26 protein-coding genes and 1 pseudogene are annotated in these 24,596 nt (G+C 66.5%); 11 read left to right on the forward strand and 16 right to left on the reverse strand.

Annotated elements, in window-relative coordinates:
- Window positions 1-6 precede the first annotated feature (6 nt).
- Entirely contained in the window at window positions 7-1,569 is a 1,563-nt protein-coding gene (locus tag AC1RRV_RS02680) for an ATP-binding protein (protein WP_492858016.1), read from the reverse strand.
- Between the two features lie 356 nt (window positions 1,570-1,925).
- Between AC1RRV_RS02680 and AC1RRV_RS02685 the strand changes: the two genes are divergently transcribed.
- Window positions 1,926-2,792: a DMT family transporter gene (locus AC1RRV_RS02685; protein ID WP_492858106.1), complete on the forward strand. Its 867-nt coding sequence runs from the start codon at window positions 1,926-1,928 to the stop codon at window positions 2,790-2,792.
- A 111-nt stretch (window positions 2,793-2,903) separates the two neighbouring features.
- Here the strand turns inward: AC1RRV_RS02685 and AC1RRV_RS02690 are convergent, their stop codons facing one another.
- On the reverse strand, window positions 2,904-4,214 hold the full coding sequence (locus tag AC1RRV_RS02690; protein WP_492858017.1) for a M20/M25/M40 family metallo-hydrolase: 1,311 nt from the start codon (window positions 4,212-4,214) through the stop codon (window positions 2,904-2,906).
- A gap of 37 nt (window positions 4,215-4,251) precedes the next feature.
- Here AC1RRV_RS02690 and AC1RRV_RS02695 point away from each other — a divergent pair.
- Window positions 4,252-4,348, forward strand: a pseudogene (locus AC1RRV_RS02695) (hypothetical protein); the annotation flags it as partial.
- Between the two features lie 27 nt (window positions 4,349-4,375).
- On the opposite strand, the gene AC1RRV_RS02700 reads toward AC1RRV_RS02695, so the two are convergent.
- Both AC1RRV_RS02700 and AC1RRV_RS02705 read right to left on the reverse strand, forming a co-directional pair.
- On the reverse strand, window positions 4,376-5,476 hold the full coding sequence (locus AC1RRV_RS02700) for a Zn-dependent alcohol dehydrogenase (RefSeq protein WP_492858018.1): 1,101 nt from the start codon (window positions 5,474-5,476) through the stop codon (window positions 4,376-4,378).
- A gap of 89 nt (window positions 5,477-5,565) precedes the next feature.
- Window positions 5,566-6,039: a chemotaxis protein CheW gene (locus AC1RRV_RS02705; RefSeq protein WP_492858019.1), complete on the reverse strand. Its 474-nt coding sequence runs from the start codon at window positions 6,037-6,039 to the stop codon at window positions 5,566-5,568.
- Between the two features lie 194 nt (window positions 6,040-6,233).
- Here AC1RRV_RS02705 and AC1RRV_RS02710 point away from each other — a divergent pair, with 194 nt between their 5' ends.
- From AC1RRV_RS02710 to AC1RRV_RS02720, 3 genes are all read left to right on the forward strand, one after another.
- The gene (locus AC1RRV_RS02710) at window positions 6,234-6,614 is read left to right on the forward strand and encodes a hypothetical protein (RefSeq protein WP_492858020.1); all 381 of its coding nucleotides are present in this window, start codon (window positions 6,234-6,236) and stop codon (window positions 6,612-6,614) included.
- Between the two features lie 204 nt (window positions 6,615-6,818).
- Window positions 6,819-7,043 (forward strand): hypothetical protein, encoded by a 225-nt coding sequence (locus tag AC1RRV_RS02715; RefSeq protein WP_492858021.1) that lies wholly within the window; start codon window positions 6,819-6,821, stop codon window positions 7,041-7,043.
- Between the two features lie 208 nt (window positions 7,044-7,251).
- Window positions 7,252-8,079, forward strand: coding sequence for a hypothetical protein (locus AC1RRV_RS02720; protein ID WP_492858022.1), 828 nt, complete (start codon window positions 7,252-7,254; stop codon window positions 8,077-8,079).
- 327 nt (window positions 8,080-8,406) lie between these two features.
- Here AC1RRV_RS02720 and AC1RRV_RS02725 read toward each other — a convergent pair whose 3' ends face one another.
- The 3 genes from AC1RRV_RS02725 to AC1RRV_RS02735 form a co-directional block, all read right to left on the reverse strand.
- On the reverse strand, window positions 8,407-8,712 hold the full coding sequence (locus AC1RRV_RS02725) for a hypothetical protein (RefSeq protein ID WP_492858023.1): 306 nt from the start codon (window positions 8,710-8,712) through the stop codon (window positions 8,407-8,409).
- A 145-nt stretch (window positions 8,713-8,857) separates the two neighbouring features.
- On the reverse strand, window positions 8,858-9,529 hold the full coding sequence (locus AC1RRV_RS02730; protein WP_492858024.1) for a bactofilin family protein: 672 nt from the start codon (window positions 9,527-9,529) through the stop codon (window positions 8,858-8,860).
- Between the two features lie 74 nt (window positions 9,530-9,603).
- The gene (locus AC1RRV_RS02735) at window positions 9,604-9,849 is read right to left on the reverse strand and encodes a DUF2188 domain-containing protein (protein ID WP_492858025.1); all 246 of its coding nucleotides are present in this window, start codon (window positions 9,847-9,849) and stop codon (window positions 9,604-9,606) included.
- A 211-nt stretch (window positions 9,850-10,060) separates the two neighbouring features.
- Here AC1RRV_RS02735 and AC1RRV_RS02740 point away from each other — a divergent pair, with 211 nt between their 5' ends.
- A complete protein-coding gene (locus tag AC1RRV_RS02740; protein ID WP_492858026.1) occupies window positions 10,061-10,342 on the forward strand; it encodes a type II toxin-antitoxin system RelE/ParE family toxin in 282 nt (93 codons plus the stop codon).
- Window positions 10,317-10,643 carry a HigA family addiction module antitoxin gene (locus AC1RRV_RS02745; protein WP_492858027.1) on the forward strand — a complete coding sequence of 109 codons (327 nt, stop codon included), beginning with the start codon at window positions 10,317-10,319 and terminating at the stop codon, window positions 10,641-10,643. The genes AC1RRV_RS02740 and AC1RRV_RS02745 overlap by 26 nt, the downstream gene beginning before the upstream one ends.
- A gap of 64 nt (window positions 10,644-10,707) precedes the next feature.
- On the opposite strand, the gene cobS is transcribed toward AC1RRV_RS02745, so the two are convergent.
- Both cobS and AC1RRV_RS02755 read right to left on the reverse strand, forming a co-directional pair.
- On the reverse strand, window positions 10,708-11,718 hold the full coding sequence (gene cobS, locus AC1RRV_RS02750; protein WP_492858028.1) for a cobaltochelatase subunit CobS: 1,011 nt from the start codon (window positions 11,716-11,718) through the stop codon (window positions 10,708-10,710).
- A 77-nt stretch (window positions 11,719-11,795) separates the two neighbouring features.
- Window positions 11,796-12,167 (reverse strand): RcnB family protein, encoded by a 372-nt coding sequence (locus AC1RRV_RS02755; protein WP_492858029.1) that lies wholly within the window; start codon window positions 12,165-12,167, stop codon window positions 11,796-11,798.
- Window positions 12,168-12,302: 135 nt separating this feature from the next.
- Between AC1RRV_RS02755 and AC1RRV_RS02760 the strand changes: the two genes are divergently transcribed.
- A complete protein-coding gene (locus AC1RRV_RS02760; protein WP_492858030.1) occupies window positions 12,303-13,037 on the forward strand; it encodes a phosphatase PAP2 family protein in 735 nt (244 codons plus the stop codon).
- On the opposite strand, the gene AC1RRV_RS02765 is transcribed toward AC1RRV_RS02760, so the two are convergent.
- The gene (locus AC1RRV_RS02765; protein ID WP_492858031.1) at window positions 13,006-13,461 is read right to left on the reverse strand and encodes a hypothetical protein; all 456 of its coding nucleotides are present in this window, start codon (window positions 13,459-13,461) and stop codon (window positions 13,006-13,008) included. The genes AC1RRV_RS02760 and AC1RRV_RS02765 overlap by 32 nt on opposite strands.
- Window positions 13,462-13,724: 263 nt before the next feature.
- Here AC1RRV_RS02765 and AC1RRV_RS02770 point away from each other — a divergent pair, with 263 nt between their 5' ends.
- The gene (locus AC1RRV_RS02770) at window positions 13,725-14,243 is read left to right on the forward strand and encodes a YybH family protein (RefSeq protein ID WP_492858032.1); all 519 of its coding nucleotides are present in this window, start codon (window positions 13,725-13,727) and stop codon (window positions 14,241-14,243) included.
- A gap of 281 nt (window positions 14,244-14,524) precedes the next feature.
- Here the strand turns inward: AC1RRV_RS02770 and AC1RRV_RS02775 are convergent, their stop codons facing one another.
- Window positions 14,525-15,175, reverse strand: a complete 651-nt coding sequence (locus AC1RRV_RS02775; RefSeq protein ID WP_492858033.1) for a J domain-containing protein — start codon at window positions 15,173-15,175, stop codon at window positions 14,525-14,527.
- 58 nt (window positions 15,176-15,233) lie between these two features.
- Between AC1RRV_RS02775 and AC1RRV_RS02780 the strand changes: the two genes are divergently transcribed.
- Window positions 15,234-15,506, forward strand: coding sequence for a BolA family protein (locus AC1RRV_RS02780; RefSeq protein ID WP_492858034.1), 273 nt, complete (start codon window positions 15,234-15,236; stop codon window positions 15,504-15,506).
- Between the two features lie 108 nt (window positions 15,507-15,614).
- Window positions 15,615-16,061, forward strand: coding sequence for a cytidine deaminase (gene cdd, locus AC1RRV_RS02785; RefSeq protein ID WP_492858035.1), 447 nt, complete (start codon window positions 15,615-15,617; stop codon window positions 16,059-16,061).
- 132 nt (window positions 16,062-16,193) lie between these two features.
- Here cdd and AC1RRV_RS02790 read toward each other — a convergent pair whose 3' ends face one another.
- The 5 genes from AC1RRV_RS02790 to aroB all read right to left on the reverse strand — a co-directional run bounded on the left by AC1RRV_RS02790 (window position 16,194) and on the right by aroB (window position 24,593).
- The gene (locus AC1RRV_RS02790; protein WP_492858036.1) at window positions 16,194-19,475 is read right to left on the reverse strand and encodes a TonB-dependent receptor domain-containing protein; all 3,282 of its coding nucleotides are present in this window, start codon (window positions 19,473-19,475) and stop codon (window positions 16,194-16,196) included.
- Window positions 19,476-20,012: 537 nt separating this feature from the next.
- Window positions 20,013-20,381 carry a response regulator gene (locus tag AC1RRV_RS02795; protein WP_492858037.1) on the reverse strand — a complete coding sequence of 123 codons (369 nt, stop codon included), beginning with the start codon at window positions 20,379-20,381 and terminating at the stop codon, window positions 20,013-20,015.
- A 3-nt stretch (window positions 20,382-20,384) separates the two neighbouring features.
- The gene (locus tag AC1RRV_RS02800; RefSeq protein WP_492858038.1) at window positions 20,385-21,980 is read right to left on the reverse strand and encodes a sensor histidine kinase; all 1,596 of its coding nucleotides are present in this window, start codon (window positions 21,978-21,980) and stop codon (window positions 20,385-20,387) included.
- A 91-nt stretch (window positions 21,981-22,071) separates the two neighbouring features.
- Complete coding sequence (locus AC1RRV_RS02805) at window positions 22,072-23,358, reverse strand: HlyC/CorC family transporter (protein ID WP_492858039.1); 1,287 nt, start codon at window positions 23,356-23,358, stop codon at window positions 22,072-22,074.
- A 122-nt stretch (window positions 23,359-23,480) separates the two neighbouring features.
- Window positions 23,481-24,593, reverse strand: coding sequence for a 3-dehydroquinate synthase (aroB, locus tag AC1RRV_RS02810; RefSeq protein ID WP_492858040.1), 1,113 nt, complete (start codon window positions 24,591-24,593; stop codon window positions 23,481-23,483).
- Between the last annotated feature and the right edge of the window lie 3 nt (window positions 24,594-24,596).

Consider the following 24,596-nt stretch of genomic DNA (forward strand, 5'->3'; position numbering starts at 1 on the left):
GCTCCCCTAACCCATCGCCGCCTGGATGCCCGCCAGCAGGTTGGCGGCGGTGATCGGCTTCGACACGTGCAGGTCGGCGCCGGCGGTCAGGGCTTGTTCCTGATGGGCGGTCAGGGCGTTGGCGCTGAGCATGATGATGGGGGTGCGCCGCACGCCGCTGTCGGCCTCGAGCGCGCGGATGGCGCGCGTGGCGGCCAGGCCGTCCATCCGAGGCATCTGCATGTCCATCAGCACGACGTCGAAGGTCGCCGCCTTGAAGGCGTCGAGGGCGTCGAGCCCGTCGCCGACCGTGACGACCTCCGCGCCCTGGGTCGCCAGGATCAGCTGGGCGACGCGCTGGTTGGTCGGATGATCCTCGACCAGCAGCACCCGCAAGGGCGCGCCCGCGCGCGGGAGGGGCGCGGCCTGAGCGTCGCGGACCTCCGTGATCTCGGGTTCGGCGCGGGGCAGGCGCAGCGAGACGACGAAGCGGCTGCCGGCGCCGGGCGTCGAGGTCGCCGAGATTTCCCCGTCCATCATCTCCACCAGTGAGCGGCAGATCGACAGGCCAAGACCGGTGCCGCCGAACCGGCGGCTGATCGAGGCGTCGGCCTGATGGAAGCGACGGAAGAGGCCCTGGGCATGGTCGGCGTCGAAGCCGATGCCCGTGTCCTCGACCGCCAGCGTCAGGCGGACGTCGTCGCCGTCTGGACCTTGGCCCGGCGCGGGCTCGGCCGCGATGCGCAGCGTCACCCCGCCGGCTTCCGTGAACTTGATGGCGTTCGACAGCAGGTTGCCGACCACCTGGCCGATCCGGGCGCCGTCGCCCAGATAGCGGCCTCGCGCCGTGTCGGCGTGCTCGACCCGGAGGGTGAGGCCTTTCTCTTCGGCGCGATGGCGCATGACCTCGATGCCCGGGCGAAGCGCCTGGTCGAGGTCGAACGGCCGACGCTCCAGGTGCAGCTCGCTGGCCTCGATCTTGGCCACGTCCAGGAAGTCGGAGACCAGCCGTTCCAGCGTCGCTCCGGAGTCGCGGATCAGGCCGATCATCTCGGCCTGGTCGGCGTTCAGCGGCGTGCGCGACAGGGCGTCGACGATGCCGATGACGCCGTTCAGCGGCGTGCGGATTTCGTGGCTGATATTGGCCAGGAAGTCGGTCTTGGCGCGATTGGCCGCTTCGGCCGCCGCCTTGGCCTCGATCAGCGCGCGTTCGGCGGCCACGCGCTCGGTCACGTCCCGGGCCACGCCATAGATGCGGTCGCCGTGCCGCTGGGCGCGCCATTCCAGCGTGCGGTAGTAGCCGTCGCGGTGGCAATAGCGGTTGATGAAGCCGAGAACCGGATCGCCCTCCTTGCGGTTCTCGACCTCGTCCACGCTGTTCAGCGTGCCGGGGAGATCGTCAGGATGGACGAGGCGCAGCAGCAGTCGGCCCTTCATGTCCTCGGGACGATGGCCAAGCTGGGTCTGCCACGAGCGGCTGGCCTTCAGCACCCGGCCGTCGATGTCGCGGATCACCAGCAGGTCCAGCGAGACCTCGAAGAAGGCATTGATGTCCTCGGACAGGTCTTCGTGGGTGATGTCCTGGGTCATCGCGACCGAAATCCTTACTGGCGCCGAAAAGTCTTGGCGTCGACGCGCCGGGGCCGAACACGGATATCAGCGCCGCAGAGAGGCTGGGAACAACCCTGGGAGGAATTTCGGGAAAGACTTGCCGCGTGTGTCGAAATGCCTCTCGAATTCGATGAAAAGTCGCCCCTGAATAACGACGTTATTTGTGATTGCCTGCGAATATTTCCAAGGCCTTGGGCGGCGGGGGGCGGCCGAGATTGAAGCGCGAGGACCCAGGGCCTAGAAGCTCCGTTTCGCCCGCCCGCAGCGAGTTCGCCTTGTCCTCTCCCGACCTCCCTCGCGCCGACCTCTATCGAGACAGGCGGTTCGTCGTCGGCATGGCGGTGTTGTGTTGCCTGCTGTGGGGCAGCGCCTTTCCGGCGGTGAAGGCCGGCTACGCCCTGCTGCAGGTGGCCAAGACCGACACGGCCGCCCAGATGCTGTTCGCCGGCTGGCGGTTCCTGGCGGCGGGGGTGATCCTACTGGTCCTGGCGGTGCTGGCCCGCAAGCGCATCGTCCTGGCCCGCGACCAGGTCCCGCGCCTGATTGGCCTGGGCCTGTTCCAGACCACGGTGCAGTACGTGTTCTTCTATGTCGGCCTGGCCCACGCCACCGGGGTGAAGTCGTCGATCATGAACGCCACCGGGGCGTTCTTCGGCGTGATCCTGGCCCACTTCCTCTATGCCAATGATCGCCTGACCCCGCGCAAGGTCGTGGGCTGCCTGCTGGGCTTCGCGGGCGTCGTCGCCGTGAACCTGGGGGGCAAGGGGTTGGACTTCGAATTCAGCCTGCTGGGCGAAGGCTTCGTGGTCGTCGCCGCCTTCGTGCTGGCCGCCGGCTCGATCTGGGGCCGGGGCATTTCGAGCAAGATCGACCCGATGGTGATGACCGGCTGGCAACTGGCGATCGGCGGCGTGGCCTTGCTGGCGATCGGCGCCGTGGCGGGCGGTCATCTGGGCGGCTTCGACGCCCGCTCGCTGGCCCTGCTGGCCTATATGGCCGGCCTGTCGGCGGCCGCCTTCGCCCTGTGGAGCCTGCTGATCAAGCATAACCCCGTGGGCTTCCTGGCGGTGTTCAACTTCCTGATCCCGGTGTTCGGGGTGCTGCTGTCGGCGCTGTTCCTGCGCGAGCCCGTGCTGGCCTGGAAGAACGCCTTGGCGCTGGCCCTGGTCTGCGCGGGGATCTGGCTGGTGACGCGGAAGTAGATGCTCCCCTGCCGGGGGAGCTGTCGCGGAGCGACTGAGGGGGCTAATGCGGCTTAGGCCGTGCTGCCCCCTCCGGCCCTCTGGGCCACCTCCCCCAGAGGGGGAGGATTTTCAGTCCACCCCCGCCACCGCCAGCAGCGCCGCCAGACCCACCTGCATGCCCTTCACGGTGGGGGCCTTCTCGATGTCGATCCATTCGTCCAGGGCGTGGGCGCGGCCGCCCTTGCCGCCGGCCCCGATGGTGACCGCCGGAATGCCCAGGCTCATCGGCACGTTGGAGTCGGTCGAGCTGTCCTCGTGCTCGGGCTTGAAGCCCAAGGCGGTGATCGCCGCCGCCGTCAGCACGACGATGTCGGCCGTCCGCGGCGTCTCGCCGGCCGGCCGCTCGCCGATCACCTTGGCCTCGTAGCTGATCTTGCCGTCCTTGGTGGAGCGGGCGGCGTTCTCGCCGGCCACGGCCTTGTCGAGGATGCCGACCAGGGTCTGGTCCAGCCTGGCCAGCTCGGCCGCGCTCTCCGAGCGCATGTCGAACTCCATGAACACCGCGTTCGGGATCGAATTGACCGAGGTGCCGCCGCCCGTGACGCTCGCCGAATAGGTGGTCTTGGGATGCTTGGGCGTCTCGACCGCGTAGAGGTCGCTCACCGCCCTGGCCATGGCCGCCATCGGATTGACGATGCCGAACGCGCCGTAGCTGTGGCCGCCCGGGCCCTTGAAGGTGACGCGATAGCGCTTGGAGCCGACGCCCTTGTCGACGATCCGCGACGGGTCCGAGCCGTCCATCGAGAAGAAGGCGCTGATCCGGCCCTTGTACGGCCCCTTGTTGAACAGGAACCGCGCGCCGCGCAGGTCGCCGGGGCCCTCCTCGCCGACATTGCCGACGAACAGGATGTCGCTCTTGGTCTTGATCCCCGCCGTGTCGAGCGCGCGCAGATAGGCCAGCAGCGTGGCCAGCGAGCGGGTGTCGTCGCCGATCCCGGGGGCCATCAGCCTGGTCCCCTCGCGCTTGACCTTCACGTCCGTGCCTTCCGGGAAGACGGTGTCGAGGTGGGCGGCGATGACCACGAACGGGCCCTTGCCCTTGGTGGCCGTCCCGGTCCGCACGCCCATGACATTGCCCTCGGCGTCCATCTCGACCTGGGTCAGGCCGTGGGCCTTCAGCATGTCGAGATAGGCCTTTGCCCGCGCCTCTTCCTTGAAGGGCGGGGCCGGGATCTCGGTCAAGGTGACGATGTCGGCGACCGTCCGCTCGTAGTCGGCGTCCAGTTTGGCGGCCGCCTTCTGGAACGCAGGCGAGGCGACCATCCTGGCCACCGCCTTGGTCGGATCGGCCTTGCCGGCCATGGGGGGCGCCGCGGTCGCGGGCAGGGCGACCAGGGCGGCGGCGAGGGCGATCAGGGAGGCGGTGTGGCGGACAGTCATGGCGAATCCTTCAAACTCACCACCCACCCTATCTCGTCATCCCGGCCGCGGCGAAGCGGAGAGCCGGGACCCAGGGGCTAACCCGCCGGGCTTGGCCCCTGGGTCCCGGATCGGCCCGCAGCCGCCCGGGATGACGCGCTTTCTTGAGGCATGGGGAAGGATCAGTCGAACACGATCACCGACCGCGCCAACTCGCCGCGCTTCAGCTCGTCGAACGCCGAATTGACGTCCTCCAGCTTGATCCGGCGCGAGATCAGCTCGTCCAGCTTCAGCCGGCCCGACATGTAGAAGTCCACTAGGCGCGGCATGTCCACGGGGAAGCGGTTGGAGCCCATATAGCTGCCCTGGATCCGGCGCTCGCCCAGGAAGTCGACGCCATGCAGCTCGATCTTGGTGCCCACCGGGATCATGCCGATCACATTGGCCGTGCCGCCCCGGCGCAGCATCTTGAACGAGGCCTCGGCGGTGACCTTCAGGCCGATAGCCTCGAAGCTGTGGTGCACCCCGCCGCCGGTCAGCTCGACCACGGCCTTGGCGATGTCGTCGACCGCCGAGCCGTCAATCACGTCCGTCGCGCCGAAGGTCTTGGCCAGCGCCAGCTTGGAGGCGACGCGGTCGATGGCGATGATCCGGCCCGCGCCGGCGATCGCCGCGCCGTTAATCGTGGCCAGGCCGACGCCGCCGCAGCCGATCACCGCCACGGTCTCGCCCGGCCGGACGTTGGAGGTGTGCATCACCGAGCCGACGCCGGTCATCACCGAGCAGCCGATCAGGGCCGCGCGGTCGAACGGCATGTCCTTGCGAATGGCGACGCAGGCGTGCTCGTGCACCAGCATCATCTCGGCGAAGGACGACAGGTTCAGGAACTGGGCCATCGGCCCGGTCCCGCCGTTCAGGTCTTCCTTGAACAGGCGCGGCTCGCCGCCCTTCGGACGCTTGGTCTCCGGGCTTATGCACAGGTTCATGTGGCCGGTGAGGCAGACCTCGCAGTGGCCGCAATAGGGGTTGAGGCAGGTGATGACATGATCCCCGACCTTGACCGTGCGCACCTCGTCGCCGACTGCCTCGACGATCCCGGCGCTCTCGTGGCCCAGCACGGCGGGCAGGGGGTGAAGGTAGGAGCCCTCGATGAAGTGCAGGTCGGAGTGGCAGACCCCGGCGGCCTTGGTGCGGATCAGCACCTCGCGCGGGCCGGGCTTGCCGATGGCCACGGTCTCGATCTCGAGGGGCTTGCCCACCTCGCGCAGAACAGCGGCCTTCATGCTCGTCTCCCTGTGTTGAGGGGGAGACTAGCGTTCGGTCAGGGCCGAGCGGAAGGGGCTATTCGAACAAATGTTCGAAAGGTCGGCTGCTAGGCCGCGAGCGCGACCGGGCGTTCCGGAAGGATGCGGCTGACGGCCAGCAGGACCGTCATCGAGCCTTCGCCGGCGGTGATCACGGCGGCGACCAGCGGGGAGTCCTCGCCGTCACCCAGGGCCGGGGGCGCGTTGATCTGTTCGGCTTCGACCGTGAAGCTGTCGCACACGGCGTCGACCAGCAGGCCGGCGACGTCGGTGTGGTTCTCGACCACGATGATCACCTGGCGCGGACCGTCCTGAGCCACGCCCTTGCCCAGGCGCCACGACAGGTCGATGACCGGCATGACCTGGCCGCGCAGGTTGATGACGCCGCGCACATAGGGCGGCGCGTCGGGCAGAGGGGTCGGCGGGGTGACGCCGCGGATCTCGCGGACGGCGCTGACGGGAACGCAATAGGTCTGGGCGCCGACTTCAAACGACAGGACCTGCAGGGCCTGGCCTTGGGCGTAAGACACGGTGCTCGTCATGGCGGTCTCCGTAGACGCGAAGGCCGTCTAGGGCCTCGTTCCTGATCACTTTCACGCAAAAAGATGAACAAACCGGTTCCGAGACATGTTCGGAAAATCCGTTCAGGCGCCGTTCAGGCGGAAAGTCCGATCGTCTTCGTGACGCTTGAGACGACGCGATGCGCGCCGTGAGCGACAGACCCAAGGAGGCCGCCATGGCCAACAAACTGATCAACACGGTGGGCCGGGTCGCCGCTGGCGTGGCCGCCCTTTCGCTGGTCGCCGCGACCTCGGCCTCGGCCGATCCGCGCCACTATCGCCACCACAACAACGGCAGGAACGGCGATGTCGCCGCCGCGGCCATCGCCGCCGGCGTGATCGGCCTGGCGATCGGCGCGGCCATCTCGGACGGCGATAACCGCCGCTATGACGATCGCTATGACCGCCGCTACGCGCCCCCGCCGCGTTACGGCCAGGGCTATGGCTACAGCTACGGCTACGCTCCGCGTCCCTACTACGGCGACCGCGAGTGCTGGACGACCCGAGAGTACGACCGCCGCAGCGGCTCGTACTACGAGCGGACCGTCTGCCGCTAAGCCTTCCCCAGGCTTTCCAAGAATTGGGTCGCCGTTGTGAGCCGGCGGCCCGATACGGCGCCGACCGCCCCGTCGGCGCTTCCAGCCCCGAGGTCGTCCCCCGACCTCGGGGCTATTTTGTGCGCCCGGCGCGGGAGGGACTCGACTCTCCCGGAAAATAGGAACAAAAAAGGAACATTATTGCGAACCGCCGGAGGGTCCGACATGTCGCCGCTCGCCAATGCCGCCTATCAGAGCCCGTTTGGCGCGGGCCTTCATGTGTCCGATGATCGGCTGGATATCGCCGAGGCCGTGCTGGCCGGGGCTTGGCGCACGCTGCGCGCGGCAGGGTTCGGCGAGGCCGAGGTGCAGGCCCTGTTCGACCAGATCGCCGACCGTCCGGAGGACCTGGCGCGACGCCTGCGCAAGATGGCCAACGCGGCGGTTTGAGGCTGTTCGTATTTTACGGCGACGGCGCGGCAGTCAGCGCGACTTACCATTCCTTCCGTCATTCCCGCCCTGTGGCTGGCGGTGACGATCTGAAGTTCAGCTCAGGTGCGTGAAGTCCACAGCGAATTTTTCGACCCTCACCTGTTGTTGGCGAGGTCGTTCTGATGCGTCATGGTCAAGGTTAGGCAAACATTGAAAATGACAGGCAATGCCCAATCTGCCGGACGATCGTAGATTTCGCTTGAAGCTCGCAAAACTGGCGCGGAAGTACGGCAATCCAGCCGCAAGGGTACGCCGTCGAGCGAAACGGAAGGATATAAAAACAGATTGGCCACATGAGACCATCCGATCGGCTGGCGTTATTGCAAGCGTGCTTGTCGCGCTTATCAGCCTTGGGGTCGCGGCTACAAGTTTGACTCTGCAGCTACGTCCCAAGGCAGAGCGCATCTCAATTGAGGTGCCAGAGCTAATAGCGACGAGCGACGCATTTAATACACGGCGCGTTGGTCGTCTTCCCTCGGGCAGCCACTCCCTTGTCGGCCCTTTTGTATGGCGGGTCACGGTCTCGAATGAGTCCGATCGCGCCGTATCATTTACTCATCTCGAAACTCGTCTCGAAGATGCGCGAGCCGGGCAATACTATATCAGCGGCCAGTACGATGGCGCAGCTGTCGAAGGGGAGACTGCGGCCGCTTTTCCGTTTGTGGTTCCTCCATATGAAAGCCGGGTGCTGTTAGTAAGGGGATACTTGCCGGGATTCCTGACTTTCGAGGCACAGGCCAAGTGCTTGTTCAAAGGCGCGACGCCCGCTGAATTCAATCAATGCGCTATAAATACTGGTACGGACATTTTCGGAAACAAGTTGGAGCTGATCCGCGACGGGGATCGATTGCTTGGCGCCCAGTGGCCCTCCACTATCTATCAACCGTCTCTCGTACTGCTCTTCACATCTTCCAGCGGTAAGCTGTGGAGCACGAAGGCAACCGTTTTTCCAGTTTACATGCCGATCAAGGAGCGGGCAGAGCCTAAATCCTGACGTTCTCTTGTTACATTTGCGGGAGATGCTTGCCATCAGGATCACGCTGAAGGGCGGATCTTGCCTGGGTCCAAATCCAGCGCCGGTGCCAAGTTCCTACTTCCACCCCATGCCGGCGTCTACTAGGTCGGCCTAGATCGCGACTGCCAGCAATTGTCGGTCTCGGATCACACCCGCCCCTGTGGCGGGAACCCCTGGTTCAGCGGACACGTGAGGTACGAGCGACCTGCTCGGCAGGTCGCTCGTACCTCACGCTTTGCGGCGGATAGCGACTTCCCGCCACGAGGGCGAGAATGACGAAGAGGATTTGTTGAAGGCCTGTCCGCCCTAAAGCTTGCGCTCGAGCAGGGCGCGCAGCATTTCGGCGCGCTGGGCGGTGTCGACCGAGATCCGCCCTGTCAGTTCCCGGATACCGGCCGGATAGGCCTCGCCGCCATCGGCGATGGCTCTGGCCTGGTCGGCCAGGCGCCGCATTTCGCGGTCCAGGCGCTCGATCTCTTCGCGGGCCAGCAGGCGGGCTTCTTCCTGCAGGCGCTTCACGCGCTGGCTGGTGGTCTCGGGACCGCGCCCGAGGTCGTAGATTTCCGCCACGCCCGAGACGGGCGGCACGATGTGCAACGGCTTGCCGGCCATGGATAAGGGCTCCTCGATAGGGGCCGGCATGCGCCAACCCACACCATAACAAAGCCCGGCTTAGCGCCAGCGTTCCGCGTCTTTTCTCAAAAGCGGACAACGTGGCCGCCGCGCCACAGAGGGCGGCGCGGGGCCTGGAAAAGGGTCAGTGCGCGACCTGGCTGAGCGGCGCTTGAGCCACCGGCGGCGCGACCGGAGCGGGCTGGGCCTGGGGCGCCTGGGCCTGGGGGGCGACTTGCGCTTGAGGCTGGGGAGCCTGCGGCTGGGGCGCCGGGATCTGGGCGGGCTGCTGCGCCTGTACGGGCTGGGCCTGCGGTTGCGGCTGGACGATCGGGCGACGGAACTTCTGACTGCGGCCTTCGAAGACAGCGCCGGTTTCCATGCCCAGCTGCTCGTGAGTGATGTCGCCGTCGACGCGCGCGGTGCTGTAGAGGCGCACGGCCGGGGCCGTGACGGAACCGATCACCAGGCCGTGGATCTCAACGACCTGGGCCACGATCGAGCCCTCGATGCGGGCGTTGGCCCCGACCACCAGCTTGCCGACCTTCACGTCGCCCATGACCACGCAGTCAACATGGGCTTCGATGTCGCCGATGATGTCACCGCGAACAGTCAGGCCCTGGGTGAACAGCGAAGCCGGCTTGGGACGCGGAGCCTGCGCGGGCTGCGGCGCGGGTTGTTGCGCCTGGGGCTGGGGCTGGGGCTGGACCTGGGCTTGCGCCTGGGTTTCGGCCTGGGCCAGCGGCGCGGCGGGTCGCATGTTTTCCAAGGGAGCCAGGGCCAGCTGGGCTGGGGTCTCTTTCTTCCGGGTGAACATCGCGGCGGCCTTGTCTCAAAATGGGCTTCAATAGGCCGTTTGCAGCAAGATCGGGGCCGTTTTTGGCGCGGAGTCTAGTCGGCGTCCCGAACGTGGGTGACGGGCCGGTCGTCGCCGGAGGCGGTCTCCTCGCGCCAGCGGCCGTTCTTGTCCTCGTAGCTGATGCCTTCGGTCTCGCCAGGCTGCTCCTGCTCTCCGGCCGCGCGCTTGGCGGCGGCCAGGGCGGCGTCGTGCGTCGGGAAGGTCTCGGAGAACGTCTCGCCGACCTTGTAGGCCCAGCCGCCGTCATGCTGGACGATGGTGTAGGTGACGTCGGTCATCTTGTGTCTCCGAATGGCGCACCGGATCGAACGGGCCGCCCGCTGGAGCGGTTCCGATCAGAACATCCCGCTAAGTGATGCGCTATGTAACCTTAGGTAGATTTATGGCGTATTATGCGCCCTATGGTGCGGTGTCGCGTCGTGAGCCGTCGGTTATGGAGGAGCCGCCCTTGTTTGATCCGCATAACGTTATGCGTTATGAAGCTTTCGGATGATCAGAGGTTTCGCCAGTCGCGAAACCCAGCGCATCTGGGAAGGCGCGCGGTCGCGCCGGCTGCCGGGCGACATCCAGGCGCCGGCTCTGCGGAAGCTGCGTATTCTCAATCGCGTGGCGCGCCTGGACCAGTTACGCGCGCCGCCGGGCAACCGGTTGGAAGCGTTGCAAGGCGACCGGGCCGGGCAACATTCCATTCGCATCAATGACCAGTGGCGCATCTGCTTCCGCTGGCGCGACGGAGACGCCGAGGATGTCGAGATCTGCGACTACCACTGAGATCGATCCAAGCGACTGGCTGCCCAATCCCACGCCGGGCGACATTCTGCTGGAAGACTTCCTCAAGCCGATCGGCATGAGCCAGACGGCCTTGGCCAAGGCGATCGGCGTGCCGCCGCGCCGCATCAACGAGATTGTTCTGGGCAAGCGATCGGTCACGGCCGACACCGATCTGCGGCTGGCGCGCTACTGGGGCATGTCCGAGGGCTTCTGGCTCGGTCTCCAGATGGACTACGATCTGATGGAGCAGCGCCGGAAGATGGGCGCCGAACTGGCGAAGATCACGCCGCGGGCGGCCTAGTGTCCCGAAGTCCTCAGAGGGCGGTCGCCAGGCGTGAGCGCGGACAGGCGGCCGCGCCCCGGCCTTAGGCCACCTTCACCCGGGCGGCGCTTTCCGGCAGGTCCGTCCCGAAGGCGCGCTGGAAGAACTCGGCCACCGTGGGGCGCTCGAGCTCGTCGCACTTGTTCAGGAAGGTCAGGCGGAAGCCCAGGGCCACGTCGTGGTCGAAGATCTCGGCGTTCTGGGCCCAGGTTATCACCGTACGCGGGCTCATGACGGTCGAGATGTCGCCGTTCATGAAGGCGTTGCGGGTCATGTCGGCGACGCGGACCATGGCGGCCAGGGTCCGCCGGCCGTCGGCCGTGTCGTACGACGGGTTCTTGGCCAGCACGATCGCCGCCTCGACGTCGTGGTCGAGGTAGTTCAGCGTCGTGACGATCGACCAGCGGTCCATCTGGCCTTGGTTGATCTGCTGGGTGCCGTGATAGAGGCCGGTGGTGTCGCCCAGACCGATGGTGTTGGTCGTCGAGAACAGCCGGAAATACGGATTGGCGCGGATGACGCGGTTCTGGTCCAGCAGGGTCAGCTTGCCGCCGGCCTCCAGCACGCGCTGGATCACGAACATCACGTCCGGACGACCGGCGTCATATTCGTCGAACACCAGGGCGATCGGGCGCTGCAGGGCCCACGGAAGAATGCCTTCGCGGAACTCGGTGACCTGCTTGCCTTCCTTCAGGACGATGGCGTCCTTGCCGACCAGGTCGATCCGGGAGACGTGGCTGTCGAGGTTCACGCGGACCAGCGGCCAGTTCAGGCGCGCGGCGATCTGCTCGATGTGGGTCGACTTGCCGGTGCCGTGATAGCCCTGGACCATCACGCGGCGGTCCTTGGCGAAGCCCGCGCAGATGGCCTTGGTCGTCTGCGGATCGAACTTGTAGGCCGTGTCGATCTCGGGGACGTGGGGGTCGCGGTGCGAGAAGGCCGGGACCTTCATGTCGCTGTCCACGCCGAACGCGTCGCGGAGCGTCACCCACTTGTCGGGGACCAGGGTGATCAGCGGATCTTTGGCGGAGCTGTTTTCGGCGAACTCGGGCATGTCCTACCCGATATAGCCTTGACCCCAGGGGAGGGAAGAGGGCGCCGCAGCGCGACGCCCTCTCCAGGCCGGTTTTTTTAGCGGTTGGCGATGATCACCGAGGCGATCAGGCCCGTGGCGATGGCGGCCAGGACGTATTGGTCGTCCACGCGCTGCCAGCGGTAGCCGCGCGGCGGCTGGCGCAGACCGCGGGCGCGATAGTCGCTGACATAGTAGCCGTTGCCGCGATAGCGGGCGTCCAGGCGCTGGCCCTTGGCCCAGCGGCGGTACTCGCGGCGGTCTTGCTTGCGCTCGTACTTGGACTGGTCGTGGCGGCCTTGCTCATAGCCACGGTCGCGGCTGTCATGGCGGCTGTCGTGACGGCCGTCGTGACGATAGTCTTGGGCGGAGGCGGCGCCGGCGCCCGCCAGCATCAGCACGGCGAGGGAAGCGGTCAGAAGGCGTTTCATTTCGGTCTCCTTTGAACAGAGCTCGAACCTAGCGGGTTCGACATGGTCGCAGGCTGAACGGGCTTGTTCGGCTTAAGTTCATGTTTCAAAAGAGAAATGTTGTAGCGAAGGCTTTGCTCTGAAGGAGCTATCCGCTTGATCCGTATCGCCTTTCAAGGACTTTTGACGGCCGCCCGACGCGAGTTGGGCGCGACCTGCGCCCTGTTGATCGCCGGCCTGGGCGGCTGGGGCTTCCTATCGATCGCCGATGAGGTGGCCGAAGGCGAGACGCGGGCGCTGGACCTGACGGTGCTGCAAGCCCTGCGGGTCGATGGTCAGCCCAATGTCCTGATCGGGCCCAAGTGGCTGCACATCGCGGCGACCGACATCACCGCCCTGGGCTCGGTGGCGGTGCTGGGACTTTTGATCCTGTTGGCGTTCGCCCTGCTGGCGTCGTTGCGCCGGTGGGCGGAGGGCCTGCTGCTGATCGTCGGGGCCGGCGGCGGCCTGATCCTCAGCCAGACGCTGAAGCGGGTGTTCGAGCGCGAGCGGCCGGAACTGGCCTATCGCGCCGTCGAGGCGGTCAATGCCAGCTTTCCGTCCGGCCACGCGATGATGTCGGCCGTGGTGTTCCTGACCCTGGGGGTGCTGGCCGCGCGGTTCGCCGACCGGCGACGGGTCAAGGTGCTGGCGGTCAGCGCCGCGGTGCTGGTCAGCCTGCTGGTGGGCGCCAGCCGCGTCTATCTGGGCGTCCACTGGGCCAGCGACGTGCTGGCGGGTTGGTGCGTCGGCGCGACCTGGGCGATGGCCTGTTGGCTGGCGGGCTTCTTCGTCAAGCGCCGGTTCGGGTCCGCTCCGGCTAGGCCGCCTTCGGCTTTGGACGCCACCTGAGCTCCAGGGCGGTCCAAACCGCCCCGACGAAATCGCCGAGACCGACGGCCAGCCAGGCCTTGGGCAGCCAGTCCAGCAGGACGAAGGCGCCCAGCACCACCAGCGAGAACACCCGCAGCACCACCGAGGCCCGCATATAGGTGCGCTGCCCGGTCCAGCCGGCGACGTGATAGCCCATGCCGTAGGCCAGCAGCAGCAGGCCGGCGAAGCGCACCCACGGCAGGACCGAGTCGTGGGCGGGCGAGTCCAGCAGGTCCAGGACGCGGGCCGGGACGACGGCCAGGGCCAGACCGGCGGTCGAGACGAGGCCGCCCCAGAACCAGATGCTCCACGGCTTGCCGAACGGCACCGGCGTCACCGGCGTCGGCGGATCGGTCGGCGCGCGCCACGCTTGATTGGGCGAGGCGGGATCGATGGCGGTCATTGAAAGTCTGTCCCTCGCCCAAAGGCGGCGGGAGCATGGCTCATGCGCGGTCTGTTTCGCAAGGGCGGGGGCGAGTGGTTACGCCCTCTCGGAACGAAGCGCCGGGGGTGTCGCCGCTTCTTGACCGACCTGATCAGCCCTCCACGCTGCAGCCTCCAAGAGATTGAAGGATCGCACCGACCACGGTCGGCTTTCGACCCGTTGCGGAGATCACTGGTTTGCGAATAGGTGATCAGGCGCAAACTTCGCTGTTGAATGGGGTGATGATCATGAAATCTGTGGGATTTACGCGCGGGCCGCTGGCCTGTTTTGTGGTGATTGGGATTGCTGGATGCAGTCCTCAAGCAACGGCGCCGGTCAGACCTTCCACGGATGCGGTCACCTCGGAGGTCAAGGCAGCCATCCACACTCAGGTCGAAGCCTATACCGTCCGAGACCCGGCGAAGGCGGCAAGCATCTTGGCGCCCGACATCAAGACCTTCTTCCACGGCGAGCCGAACGTCGTCGGCACGGCCGCCGCGAAGGCAGCGGTTCAGGCGCAGATGGCGCTTCCGAACGTCAAACTAGAAGTTTCGGACGAGACTGTAGACGTCGCGGCATCTGGCGATCTGGCGGTCTATCATGCGACCTATCGGTTCAGCTTCACCAACCCCGCAGACAACCAACCATTTGTTGAGGTCGGTAACTGGGTGGCCGTATTCAAGCGTCAACCAGATGGCGTGATGCGGTTGAGTACGGACATCGTCGCTGACACTCCCATGCCAGCCAGTCCCGCGCCATAGCTCGCTCCTACTACGCGGTCACGCCGCCAAGGTCCGCTCACGACCCCAGTCGGACATTGGCTCACTGCGTCCTTCGAGGCGCGCTCAGGAGCGCGCACCTCAGGATGAGGTGGTCAGCGCAAGGAGATCCTCATCCTGAGGCGTGAGCCGAAGGCGAGCCTCGAAGGACGCACTGAACATCCGACTCCCCACCCACCACGGACATTCGAACGGTCCGTTCCTGGTTCCCCAATCGGCGAAGGCAGGGGGGCTCAGGGGCGCGCGAACAATGGCCTCGGAGTCTAGACCATCCCGGCCTTCTGCAGGGTCTTGTACGCCTTGATGACCCGCTGGAGCTTGTGCTCGGCGCTGCGGTCGCCGCCGTTGGCGTCGGGGTGGCAGCGTTTCAGCAGTTCCTTGTACTTCGCCTTGATCGCGGCCTTGTCGACACCGGCCTCCAGGTCGAGGTCGGCCAGGGCCTGGCGTTCCAGCTTGCCCAGGCTGCGTTCGGCGGCGGAGCGCTGCGATTCGGCCTTGCGCTGCTGGGCGCGGAAGATGCCGAACGGATCAGCGAAGGCGCGGGCGTCGCGGGCGGCGGCGGCGGCGGCCTCGCGCGAATTGGCGTCGGCCTTGAAGCTCCAGGTCGGACGGCCGCCGGTCTGGCGCTCGCTTTCCTGGGCGGCGCGGATCTGCGCCTCGCTCATGCCCGCGTAGAAGTTCCAGTTCTTGTTGTACTCGGCCGCGTGCTGCTGACAGAACCAGTAGTGCTGGTTCGGCATGTCGCGCGACTTCGGCGCCTTGGCCGAACCCGGCAGGCGACAGTCAGGATGGTCACAGCGTTTTTCGCCCGGCTTTAGGCCCAGGACGTCGTGGACCGGGTCGTCCTCGCCCTGCTTGGGCGGCCGGACCCGGATGTCTGTGAATTTTGGTCGGTACTCGAACGGCCGGTTCATGGCGTCTAGAGTAAGCCCGCGCTATTTCCGTTCAAGGATTGACAAGCAAGAGAGAGACATGGGCGACGTCACGGACATCATTCTTCGCAAGCTGGAGGAGGCATTTTCGCCCACGCGCCTGGAGCTGGTCGACGATAGCGACCGCCACCACGGCCACGCTGGCCACACCGGCTCGGGCGAGAGCCATTTCAACCTGCGTATCGAGGCGCAAGCCTTTGCGGGCAAGGCCCGGGTGATGCGTCAGCGCCTCGTGATGAAGGTCCTGGCCGACGAGCTGGCGGGGCCTGTTCACGCCCTTTCGATCGTCGCGACGGCCCCTGGAGAGGGGTAAGACGGCGCTTACTTTTTTGCCCGCGCGCCCGTTTTGTTGCTTGATTTGGGGCGCTGCGGCTGATTGCCTCTCTCCCCGGCGCGATCCCGCCGGGAGGCAGGGACAAGCATGAACGCCGACGTCACCACCCCTATTCAGTCTCTCGATCAGGCTGATTCCCTCGAACAGGACGCCGCGCGCGCGCTGCCGGGGCTGCTGTCGCGATCCTATGCGCGCTATTCGAAGTTCACGGTGGCCGCGGCGGTGATCGATGACGAGGGCCGGGTCCACTACGGCGTCAACGTCGAGAACGCGGCCTATCCGGTCGGCACCTGCGCCGAACAGACGGCGATCGGGGCGATGATCACGGCCGGCGGCGCCCGGCGGATCGACAAGGTGCTGATCGCCGCCGGCTCCGACGCCGTGGTCCAGCCGTGCGGCGCCTGCCGCCAGCGAATCGCGGAATTCGCGGGCGAGACCTGCGAGATCGTCTCGGTGCAGGGCGGGGCCATGACCGAACGCATTCCGTTCTGGAGCCTGCTGCCGCACTCGTTCGGGCCGCGCGACCTGGACTGAAGTCGGCTTCCGTCCCGAAACCAAGACGCCGTCGCTGGCTCCAGCGGCGGCGTTTTTCTTTGGCGTTCGGGCCAAGAAAAAGGGGGCGGTCCGAAGACCGCCCCCTTCCAGCTTCGATCCGAGGATCTTGGCTTACATCTTGTAGTTGAAGCCCACGAAGAAGCGACGACCGAAGAGGTCGAAGTTGTCCTGCGTGGTGTTGCCCAGCCAACGATCCGGCTCGCGGTCGAACGCGTTGACCACGCCGCCACGGATGATCAGGTCCTCACGCGCGGCATACTTCACGGTGAAGTCGTGCTGCACGAACGGGCGGGTGCGGTAGTAGCGCGGATCGCGGTTGTCCGGGTCGATCTTGATATCGTCGACGTCGTACGGGCGCGTACCGTTGGCCAGCCATTGCGAGGCTTGCCAGTCGGCGTCCCAGGCGATGGCGAGCTTGTCGTTCACTTCCCAGGTGAGCTTCGACGAGAAGCGGACGCGGGGCAGGCCCAGGCCGGTTTCGTTGTCGGTGTGCTCGTTCGGGTTGGCGATGTTGACGAAGTCGTGCTGCTCGAACAGGTAGTTGCCCGACAGGCGGTAGTTCAGGCGACCCCAGTCCTTGCCGATGATGTCTTGAACATCGGTGTGGTACAGGAACTGGTAGTCGATGCCGCGGTTGGTCGTACGGGCGTAGTTCACCGCGCCTTGGATGAAGTCGATGATGCCGTACGCCGGGGTCGTGTTGACCGCGGTGCCGCCGATACGGGTCAGGGTCGCGCAGATCGAGGTGTTCAGCACGTCGCCGCTGACGCACTGGTTGGCCGCCGTCTGAGCGGTGACCGAGGCGATCACGTCCTTGATGTCGATCTCGTAGTAATCGACGACGAACGTGGCCTTGGGCCAGAAGCGCGGCGTGATGATCATCGACCCGGTGATCGAGAACGACTTCTCGGGCTTCAGGAACGGGTTACCGGCGTTCTTACCAGCCGGCGTGCTCGTGTAGATGATGTTCGTGCCGGCCGGGATGCCCAGGGCGGCGCAGTTCTTCTCACGGTTCGCCTTGATCTTGGCGTCGGTCAGGTTGGTGATGACCTGACGGTCGCAAGGATCGGTGATCGTGGCGAAGGTCTGCGTCGGCGGACGATAGGTTTCACCCAGGGTCGGCGCGCGCACCGACTTACCCGAGGTGGCCCGGAACGTGATGTCCTGGATCGGGCGCCAGATGACGTTGAAGTTGTACGTCTCGGTCTTGCCGATCGTCGTGTATTCCGAGTTCCGGTAGGCGGCGCCGACTTCCAGGCTCTTGGCGAACGGCAGGTCACGCAGCAGCGGCAGACGGAATTCGCCGAAGTATTCCTTGGTCTCGTACGACGCCGGAGCGAAGTCCGGGCCCGTGTTCATGAACAGGACACGGTCGCCGGTCGAGGCCGAACGGCCGATCGCTTCGGTTTCTTCACGACGCCATTCGGCGCCGACGGCCAGGCCGATGCGGCCCGCGCCCCAGAAGTCCCACAGCTCGCCCGAGACGAAGGCCAGGGCGTCCTGCTGGACGTTCTTTTCCTGGACGTTGATCTCGGCCAGCAGGTAGTCCGCCGCGGCTTGATTCAAGCCGCCCGGGCCGAACACGCGGAACGGCTGGCAGTTGGTGATTTCTTCGTAGGCCTTGGTGCCCTTGACGTAGTTGACCGTCTTGAGGTCGCGAGCCGAACGCGCGTCGTCACGGATCGTGGCGCCTTGCTTGTCCAGGATCTTGACGCGGCAGACGATTTCGCCCGGCTTGCCGTTGACGATGCCGGCGGTGTCGACGACGGCGTCGGCGGCGAACTTGTAGCGGGGGGCGTCAACGCCGCGCTCGAAGTTCTTGTTCTTCAGTTCGCCGTAGGTGTAGCCCAGTTCGTACGACAGGTTGTGGATGAAGCCGACGTCATCCTTGCTGCCGCGGAGGCCGGCCACGTAGCGGACCAGTTCCTTCTCGTTCAGCTGGGTGCGGGCCGGGCCGAACAGGCTGTGGCGGCCGCGGACGTCGTTGACGGTCGCGGTCGTCGTGATGTTGCCCGTCGTGGCGTCATACGCCGTGATCGGCGTGCGCATGTTCGCCTGGATGGCGGCGCGGACGTTGGCCGGCAGGTAGGCGTTGTCCAGACCGACGTTGAACGAGCTGGTGGCGAACCACGTGGGGTTCACGCCAGCGGCCACCGGCAGGATGCCGATGTCGAAGAAGGTCTGCTGGCTGCCGTCGTAGGTTTGTTCCTTGACGTACTTCGCTTCGCTGAAGAACTGCAGGTCTTCGGTGATGTTGAAGTTCAGGCCGCCCTGGAAGCGATAGTTTTCCGAACGGGGCAGACGGCTGGCTTGGCTGAAGTCCGTGTTCGGGTTCAGGCCGTCGCCGCCGATGTTGCTGACGCGCTGGAAACCGTTTTCGTCACGGAAGGTGCCGAACGACGGGTTACGAGCGGCGCCGGCCTGGTCGTAGATGAACGAATTGCCCGGCTCGATCGCGAAGCAGTTCGCGCTCATCGGAGCGACCGAGGTGGTGCAGCTCTGGAACGGGATGTCCGGGTCGCCCGGGTTGGCCGACGGACGGGTCGAGGTGGCCAGGACGGTGATGCCGCCGACCGGACCGATCGACAGGGTGCGCACGTCGTGGATCAGGATGTTGTCCATCACGCCGTCGGGCTGGCTGTTCGACACGTCGGTGTCGTTGTTCAGCAGCACCCAGGCCTTCTTGCGCCAGTCGACTTGGCTGTCGAGGACTTCGTCGTTCTTTTCGTATTCGGCCGAAGCGTAGACGTTCAGGCGACCGTCGAGGAAGTTCTTGCCGACCAGGGCCGACAGACGCTTGTTCAGCTGGCCGTCCTGGTTGATCTGGGCGGCGGTGCCGTCGACTTCGATGCCTTCGAAGTCCTTGCGCAGAACGAAGTTGACCACGCCCGAGACGGCGTCGGCGCCGTACAGCGCCGAGTTGGAACCGGTGATGACTTCGACGTTCTGGATCAGCAGACGCGGAATGGTGTCGACGTCGACCGACAGGCCGGCGCCGTTCGAACCGACGTGACGGCGGCCGTCAACGAGGGTCAGGGTGCGCGAGGTGCCCAGGTCGCGCAGGTTCAGCAGCGACAGACCACCGTCGTTCAGGCCCGAACCGGTGGTGTCTTCCGGCACCAGCGAGCCCGACAGGGCGGGGATGTCGGCCAGCACGTCGATGACGCTGGCTTGACCGGTCGACACGACGTCGTCGCGGCTGACTTGGATCAGCGGGGTCGGGGAGTTGGTCGGGTCGCGGCGAATGCGCGAACCCGTGACCACGACTTCCTCAACGGACGTCGCATCCTGAGCCGGAGCCGCGGCGGTCTGCGCCAGCGTCACGGTCGGAGCGAAAGCCGCGAGGCTTCCCAGCATCGTCGTCGCTAGGAGAACCTTGGTTTTCAACGCCATGTTTTTCGTTGTCCTCAAAAGTACAAGCACCCGACACGCCAGCCGCGCGCGGGAGCAAGAGGGCCATTCCTCAACGGTGAACGTTAAAGCCTTTCGGCGGCGCTAGAAGCGATCATGGCCGAAATGGGTCGTGTTGATGGCGCTGCGTTACCAAAAAGTCACGATTCCGGTGCGCAAACGTCAAAATTGGAAAATTCATGTCGCCGGGACCCTTGGTCTACCAGTCGACGGACCCCCTGGCGGGGCAATTTATGCCTTTTCAAAACCGCCGTTCGCGCAGGAATATCGCGCTCCAAGGGAAAAAAGGCCTAAAAAGCCCTCCGGCGCTGAGCCCATTTTTTGCCTCGGCGCCGGGCGCGCGCCGAGGGGATGGTCGGAATTTGGGCGACGCCCGCCGTTTTGTTGATCAGGGGCGGGACCGCGCTGGGCGACGTGGGGCGGTTTCGCCCGCCAAGCGCGCGCCCGCCCAACGCTCAAGACGTTTGACGATGGAGCCTGTCATCGGGTTCGGACGATTCCCTCCGAACCCGACAGACGCTAGGCGGTCTGGCCCACCAGGCCCTCGAGCACGCGGCGCAGATCGGCCTCGCGGAAGGGCTTCTGCAGGACGGCCGCCCCCTTGTGGTCCTCGGTGAGGCCCGCCTCGCCATAGCCGCTGGCGAAGGCGAACGGCACGCCGCGCGCCTTCAGGGCGTCGGCGACCGGGAAGATCGGTCGGCCGCCCAGATTGACGTCCAGCAGGGCCGCGTCGATGTCGGCCGAAGTCGCCAGGCGTAGGGCTTCCTCGATCTCAGCCGCCGGCCCGACGATGGCGCAGCCGAGATCCGTCAGCATGTCCTCGACCAGCATCGAGACCAACGCCTCGTCTTCGACGACCAGAACCTTCAGGGACGACAGTGTCTTCATGTTTCAGGGCTCCAGCGCGCGCAACGGCAACGCCATATGGCAGACGAGGCCGAGAGCATCATAGGTCAGCTCGACCCCGCCGGATAGCTCGGCCGCGAGGCCGCGTTCCAACAACCGCGCGCCGAAGCCCCGACGGGCCGGCGGAGAGACCGTCGGACCGCCTCGTTCGGTCCAGATGAGGCGCAGCAGATCCTGCTCGACGGTCCAGGTCACGGTGACCCGGCCGGCCGATGCGGACAGCGCGCCGTACTTGGCCGCGTTGGTGGCGAGCTCGTGGATTCCCATCCCCAAGGCCACGGCCGCCTTGGGATTGAGGCGTATGTCGACGCCATAGTCGAAGGTGATCCGATCCTCTTCGGCCATGGCCGCCAGCTCGACGTCGAACACCTCGCGCAGGCTGGCGCCTTCCCAGCTCTCGCGGGTCAGAAGGTCGTGGGTATGGGACAGGGCGATCAGCCGGGTCTCGAACGCCTCGCGGAAGAATTCGGGCGAGGCGCTGGAGCGCAGGGTCTGGGCGGCGATCGACTGGACCGTGGCCAGGCTGTTTTTCACGCGGTGATTCAGCTCGTTGACCAGCAGCCTCTGGCGCTCCTCGGCGCGCTTGCGGCCGGTGATGTCCAGGGAGACGCCGGCCAGGCGCCGGGCGCCGCCGTCATCGGCGGTCTGGGCCGCGCGGCCGCGGGCGTGCAGCCAGCGCAGGTCGCCGTTGGGATGCACCACACGATATTCGATGTCGTAGTCGCCGCCGTCGCGGATGGCGCTCTCGATCGCCGCCAGGACGCGCGGTCGGTCTTCGGAATGGATGGTGGCGATCAGGTCGGCGAAGGTGAGGACCTCGTCGGGGCGGCGGCCGTAGTTGCTCTTGCACAGGTCCGAGGCCTCGTAGGCCTTGGTGGCCATGTCGAGGTCCCAGGAGCCCATGCGTCCAGAGTCCAAGGCGAACTTCAGGCGCTCCTCGGCCCTGCGGCGTTCGGCCAGTTCCTCGAGGGCGGCGGCGTTGACCTTGACCGAGTTCAGAGTCACCGCGACCTGGGCGCCGAGGCCGACCAGCAGGCTCTCGTCACGCGGCGAGAAGCGCCCCGCCTCTGGATGGCCGAAGAACAGCCCGCCCAGGACGGCGCCGTCGCGGGAGGCGACGGGAACGGCGAGATAGCTGCGAACCGGCAGATGGCCCTCGGGCATGCCGCGATTTGGCGTGTTCTGGCCGTAGCGGGGGTCCTGGGTGATGTCGTCCGAGCGCACGGGCCCGACCCCGTCGAAGGTCGGGGCGAAGATCGCCGTCTTGCGCGGCATGGGGAAGCTGGAAAACGCCTCGGGCGGCGCGCCGGACAGCCGATAGAGCGTGTAGGAGTCACCCGCCGCGTCGACCACATTGTAGAAGAAGGCCCCGAAGGCCGCGCCGATCAACTCGCGGGCGCCGTCGATCACCACCTGGACGACCTCGTCGACCTCGGTGCTGGAGGCCACCGCCTCGGTGACCCGCGCCAGGGTCTGGGACTTGCGGATTTCTTCGGCTAGGGCGGTTTCGACCTCGGCGAGACGCGCGCGCGCGTCGGCGTCGCCGCCGTCGCGAACCTTGCTCTCAGCCGTAGTGGCCAAACCGTCCCCCTCTACCGGACCGCCCCTGGCCGGTAATGGCGGTTAACGCGCCTATTCCGATCCGGTTCCGCGATCCTCTCGCGGAAAGGGTTTAGAGTTCGTCATCGTCGTTCAGCCGAGCGCTGATCCGCAGGGCGGTGATCTGGTTGCGCTGGCGACGGAAGACCTGGAACCGGTGGCGGTGGAAGATGAAGGTCTGGCCCGGCTCCGGGATCATCTGGGCCTCGTGGATGACCAGGCCGGCGATGGTCACCGCGTCGCCTTCCGGCAGGCGCCAGTCCATGGCGCGGTTCAGGTCGCGCACGGTCACGTGGCCGTCGACATTGACCGAGCCGTCGACCTGGCGGCGCACCCCCTCCAGCGTGGTGTCGTGCTCGTCCTCGATCTCGCCGACGATCTCCTCGAGGATGTCCTCCAGCGTCACCAGGCCCTGCAGCGCGCCGTACTCGTCGACGACCAGGGCGAAGTGGCTCTTGCGCTTCAGGAAGGCGTTGAGCTGGTCCTTGAGGTTGGTGGTGTCGGGGATGAACCACGGCTCGCGCAGGATGGCGGCGATATCCAGCCCCTCGACGCCGTCCTTGGCCTGCGCCAGGGCCGTGAGCAGGTCGCGGGCGTGGAGCACGCCGATGATGTTGTCGGGGTCGTCGCGATAGACCGGCACGCGGGTGTGCTGGGCCTCAAGCACCTCGTCGACCAGCTCGCGGGCGGGCAGGGCGGCGTCCAGCAGCACCATCGACTTGCGGTGGACCATGATCTCCGAGACGTCCATGTCCGACAGGTCCAGCACCCCGCCCAGCATCCGGCGGTCGCCGCTTTCGACCAGGCCTTCGGAGTGGTGATAGTCGACCGCGCCGCGGATCTCCTCATGCGCGGCCAGCACGTCGACGGCCATGTCCAGCTTGACGCCGAACAGTCGCAAGGTGCGGCGGACGATCCACTGGATGGCGTAGATGACCGGGCCGAACAGGCGGACGATGAACAGGGTCGGGGCCGACAAGGCCCGGGCCACGTCGTCGGAGCGGACGATAGCCACGGTCTTGGGCAGCACCTCGGCGAAGACCAGGATCAGCACGGTCATGGCCGCGGTCGCCACGGCGACGCCCCACGGGCCGGGGATCAGGGTCGTCAGCACCTGGGTCGCCAGGGCCGAGGCCAGGATGTTGATCAGGTTGTTGCCCAGCAGCACCGCCCCGATCATCGTCTCCTGATCGGCCAGCAGCTTGTTGACGCGCCGGGCGGGACGGTCGCCCTCGCGCTCCAGCTGGTGCATCCGCGCGCGGCTGGCCCCGGTCATCGCCGTCTCGGCGGCTGAGAAGATCGCCGACAGGGTCAGCAGGGCGATGACGATGGGCGCGAGGCCCAGGAGGGCGGCGAGCATGGTTCCTCTTTCTCCTCCCCTTTCGGGGGAGGTGTCGCGAAGCGACGGAGGGGGCAGCTCGGCGAAGGCCACGAAGGCCCCCTCCGGCCCTCCGGGCCACCTCCCCGAAAGGGGAGGCGTATTTAGACCGCGCCCTCTTCGACCAGGAACGCTTTCAGCACGTCCCGGTCCACGTCCTTGGCCACGAAGGCGTCGCCGATGCCGCGCACGAGAACAAAGGTCAGCTTGCCGCCCTCGGCCTTCTTGTCCTGGCCGCAGTGGGCGACCAGGGCGGCGGCGTCGAACGGTTCGGGACGGACATCCGACAAGCGGGTCGGCAGGCCGGCGGCCTTGATCGCGGCCTCGGCGCGGACGGCGTCCTGGCTGGGACACAAGCCCAGCTTGGCGGAGAAGCGGAACGCCTGGGCCATGCCCACGCCCACGGCTTCGCCGTGCTTGAGCGCGTCGCCGAAGCCCATCTCGGCCTCGATCGCGTGGCCGAAGGTGTGGCCAAGGTTCAGCAGGGCGCGGCGGCCGACTTCCTTCTCGTCCTCGGCGACGATCTCGGCCTTCATCTCGACCGAGCGGCCGACGGCGCGGACCAGGGCGTCGACGTCGCGCTCCAGCACCGCGTGGACGTTCTTTTCCAGCCACTCGAAGAAGGCGAAATCGCCCAGGAGGCCGTACTTGATGATCTCGGCATAGCCGCAGGACAGCTCGCGGGCGGGCAGCGTGCACAGCACGTCGAGGTCGGCCAGGACGAGGCGCGGCTGGTGGAAGGCGCCGATCAGGTTCTTGCCGCGCGGGGTGTCGATGGCGGTCTTGCCGCCGACCGAGCTATCGACCTGGGCCAGCAGGGTGGTCGGCACCTGCACGAAGTCGATGCCGCGCTTGTAGATCGAGGCCGCGAAGCCGGCGAGATCGCCCACGACGCCGCCGCCGAAGGCCACGATCTGGTCGCCGCGCTCCAGCCCCAGGGCCAGCAGGCGATCGGACAGGTCGGCCAGGCCTTCGAAGCTCTTGGTCTCCTCGCCCGGGGGCACGGTGATGACGTCGACGGCGACCCCGGCCTTTTCCAGCGAGACCGCCAGGCGCTCGCCGTGGTGCTCGCCGACATTGGCGTCGGTGACGATGGCCACGCGCTTTCGTTTGCCCAGAACCGGAGCGATCCGCTCGCCGGCCCGGTCGATCAGGCCGGGGCCGATGACGACGTCATAGGCGCGATCGCCCAGGCCCACGGAAACGGTGCGGATCATGGC

It is taken from the genome of Caulobacter sp. GW821-FHT11E10 (assembly GCF_058808375.1).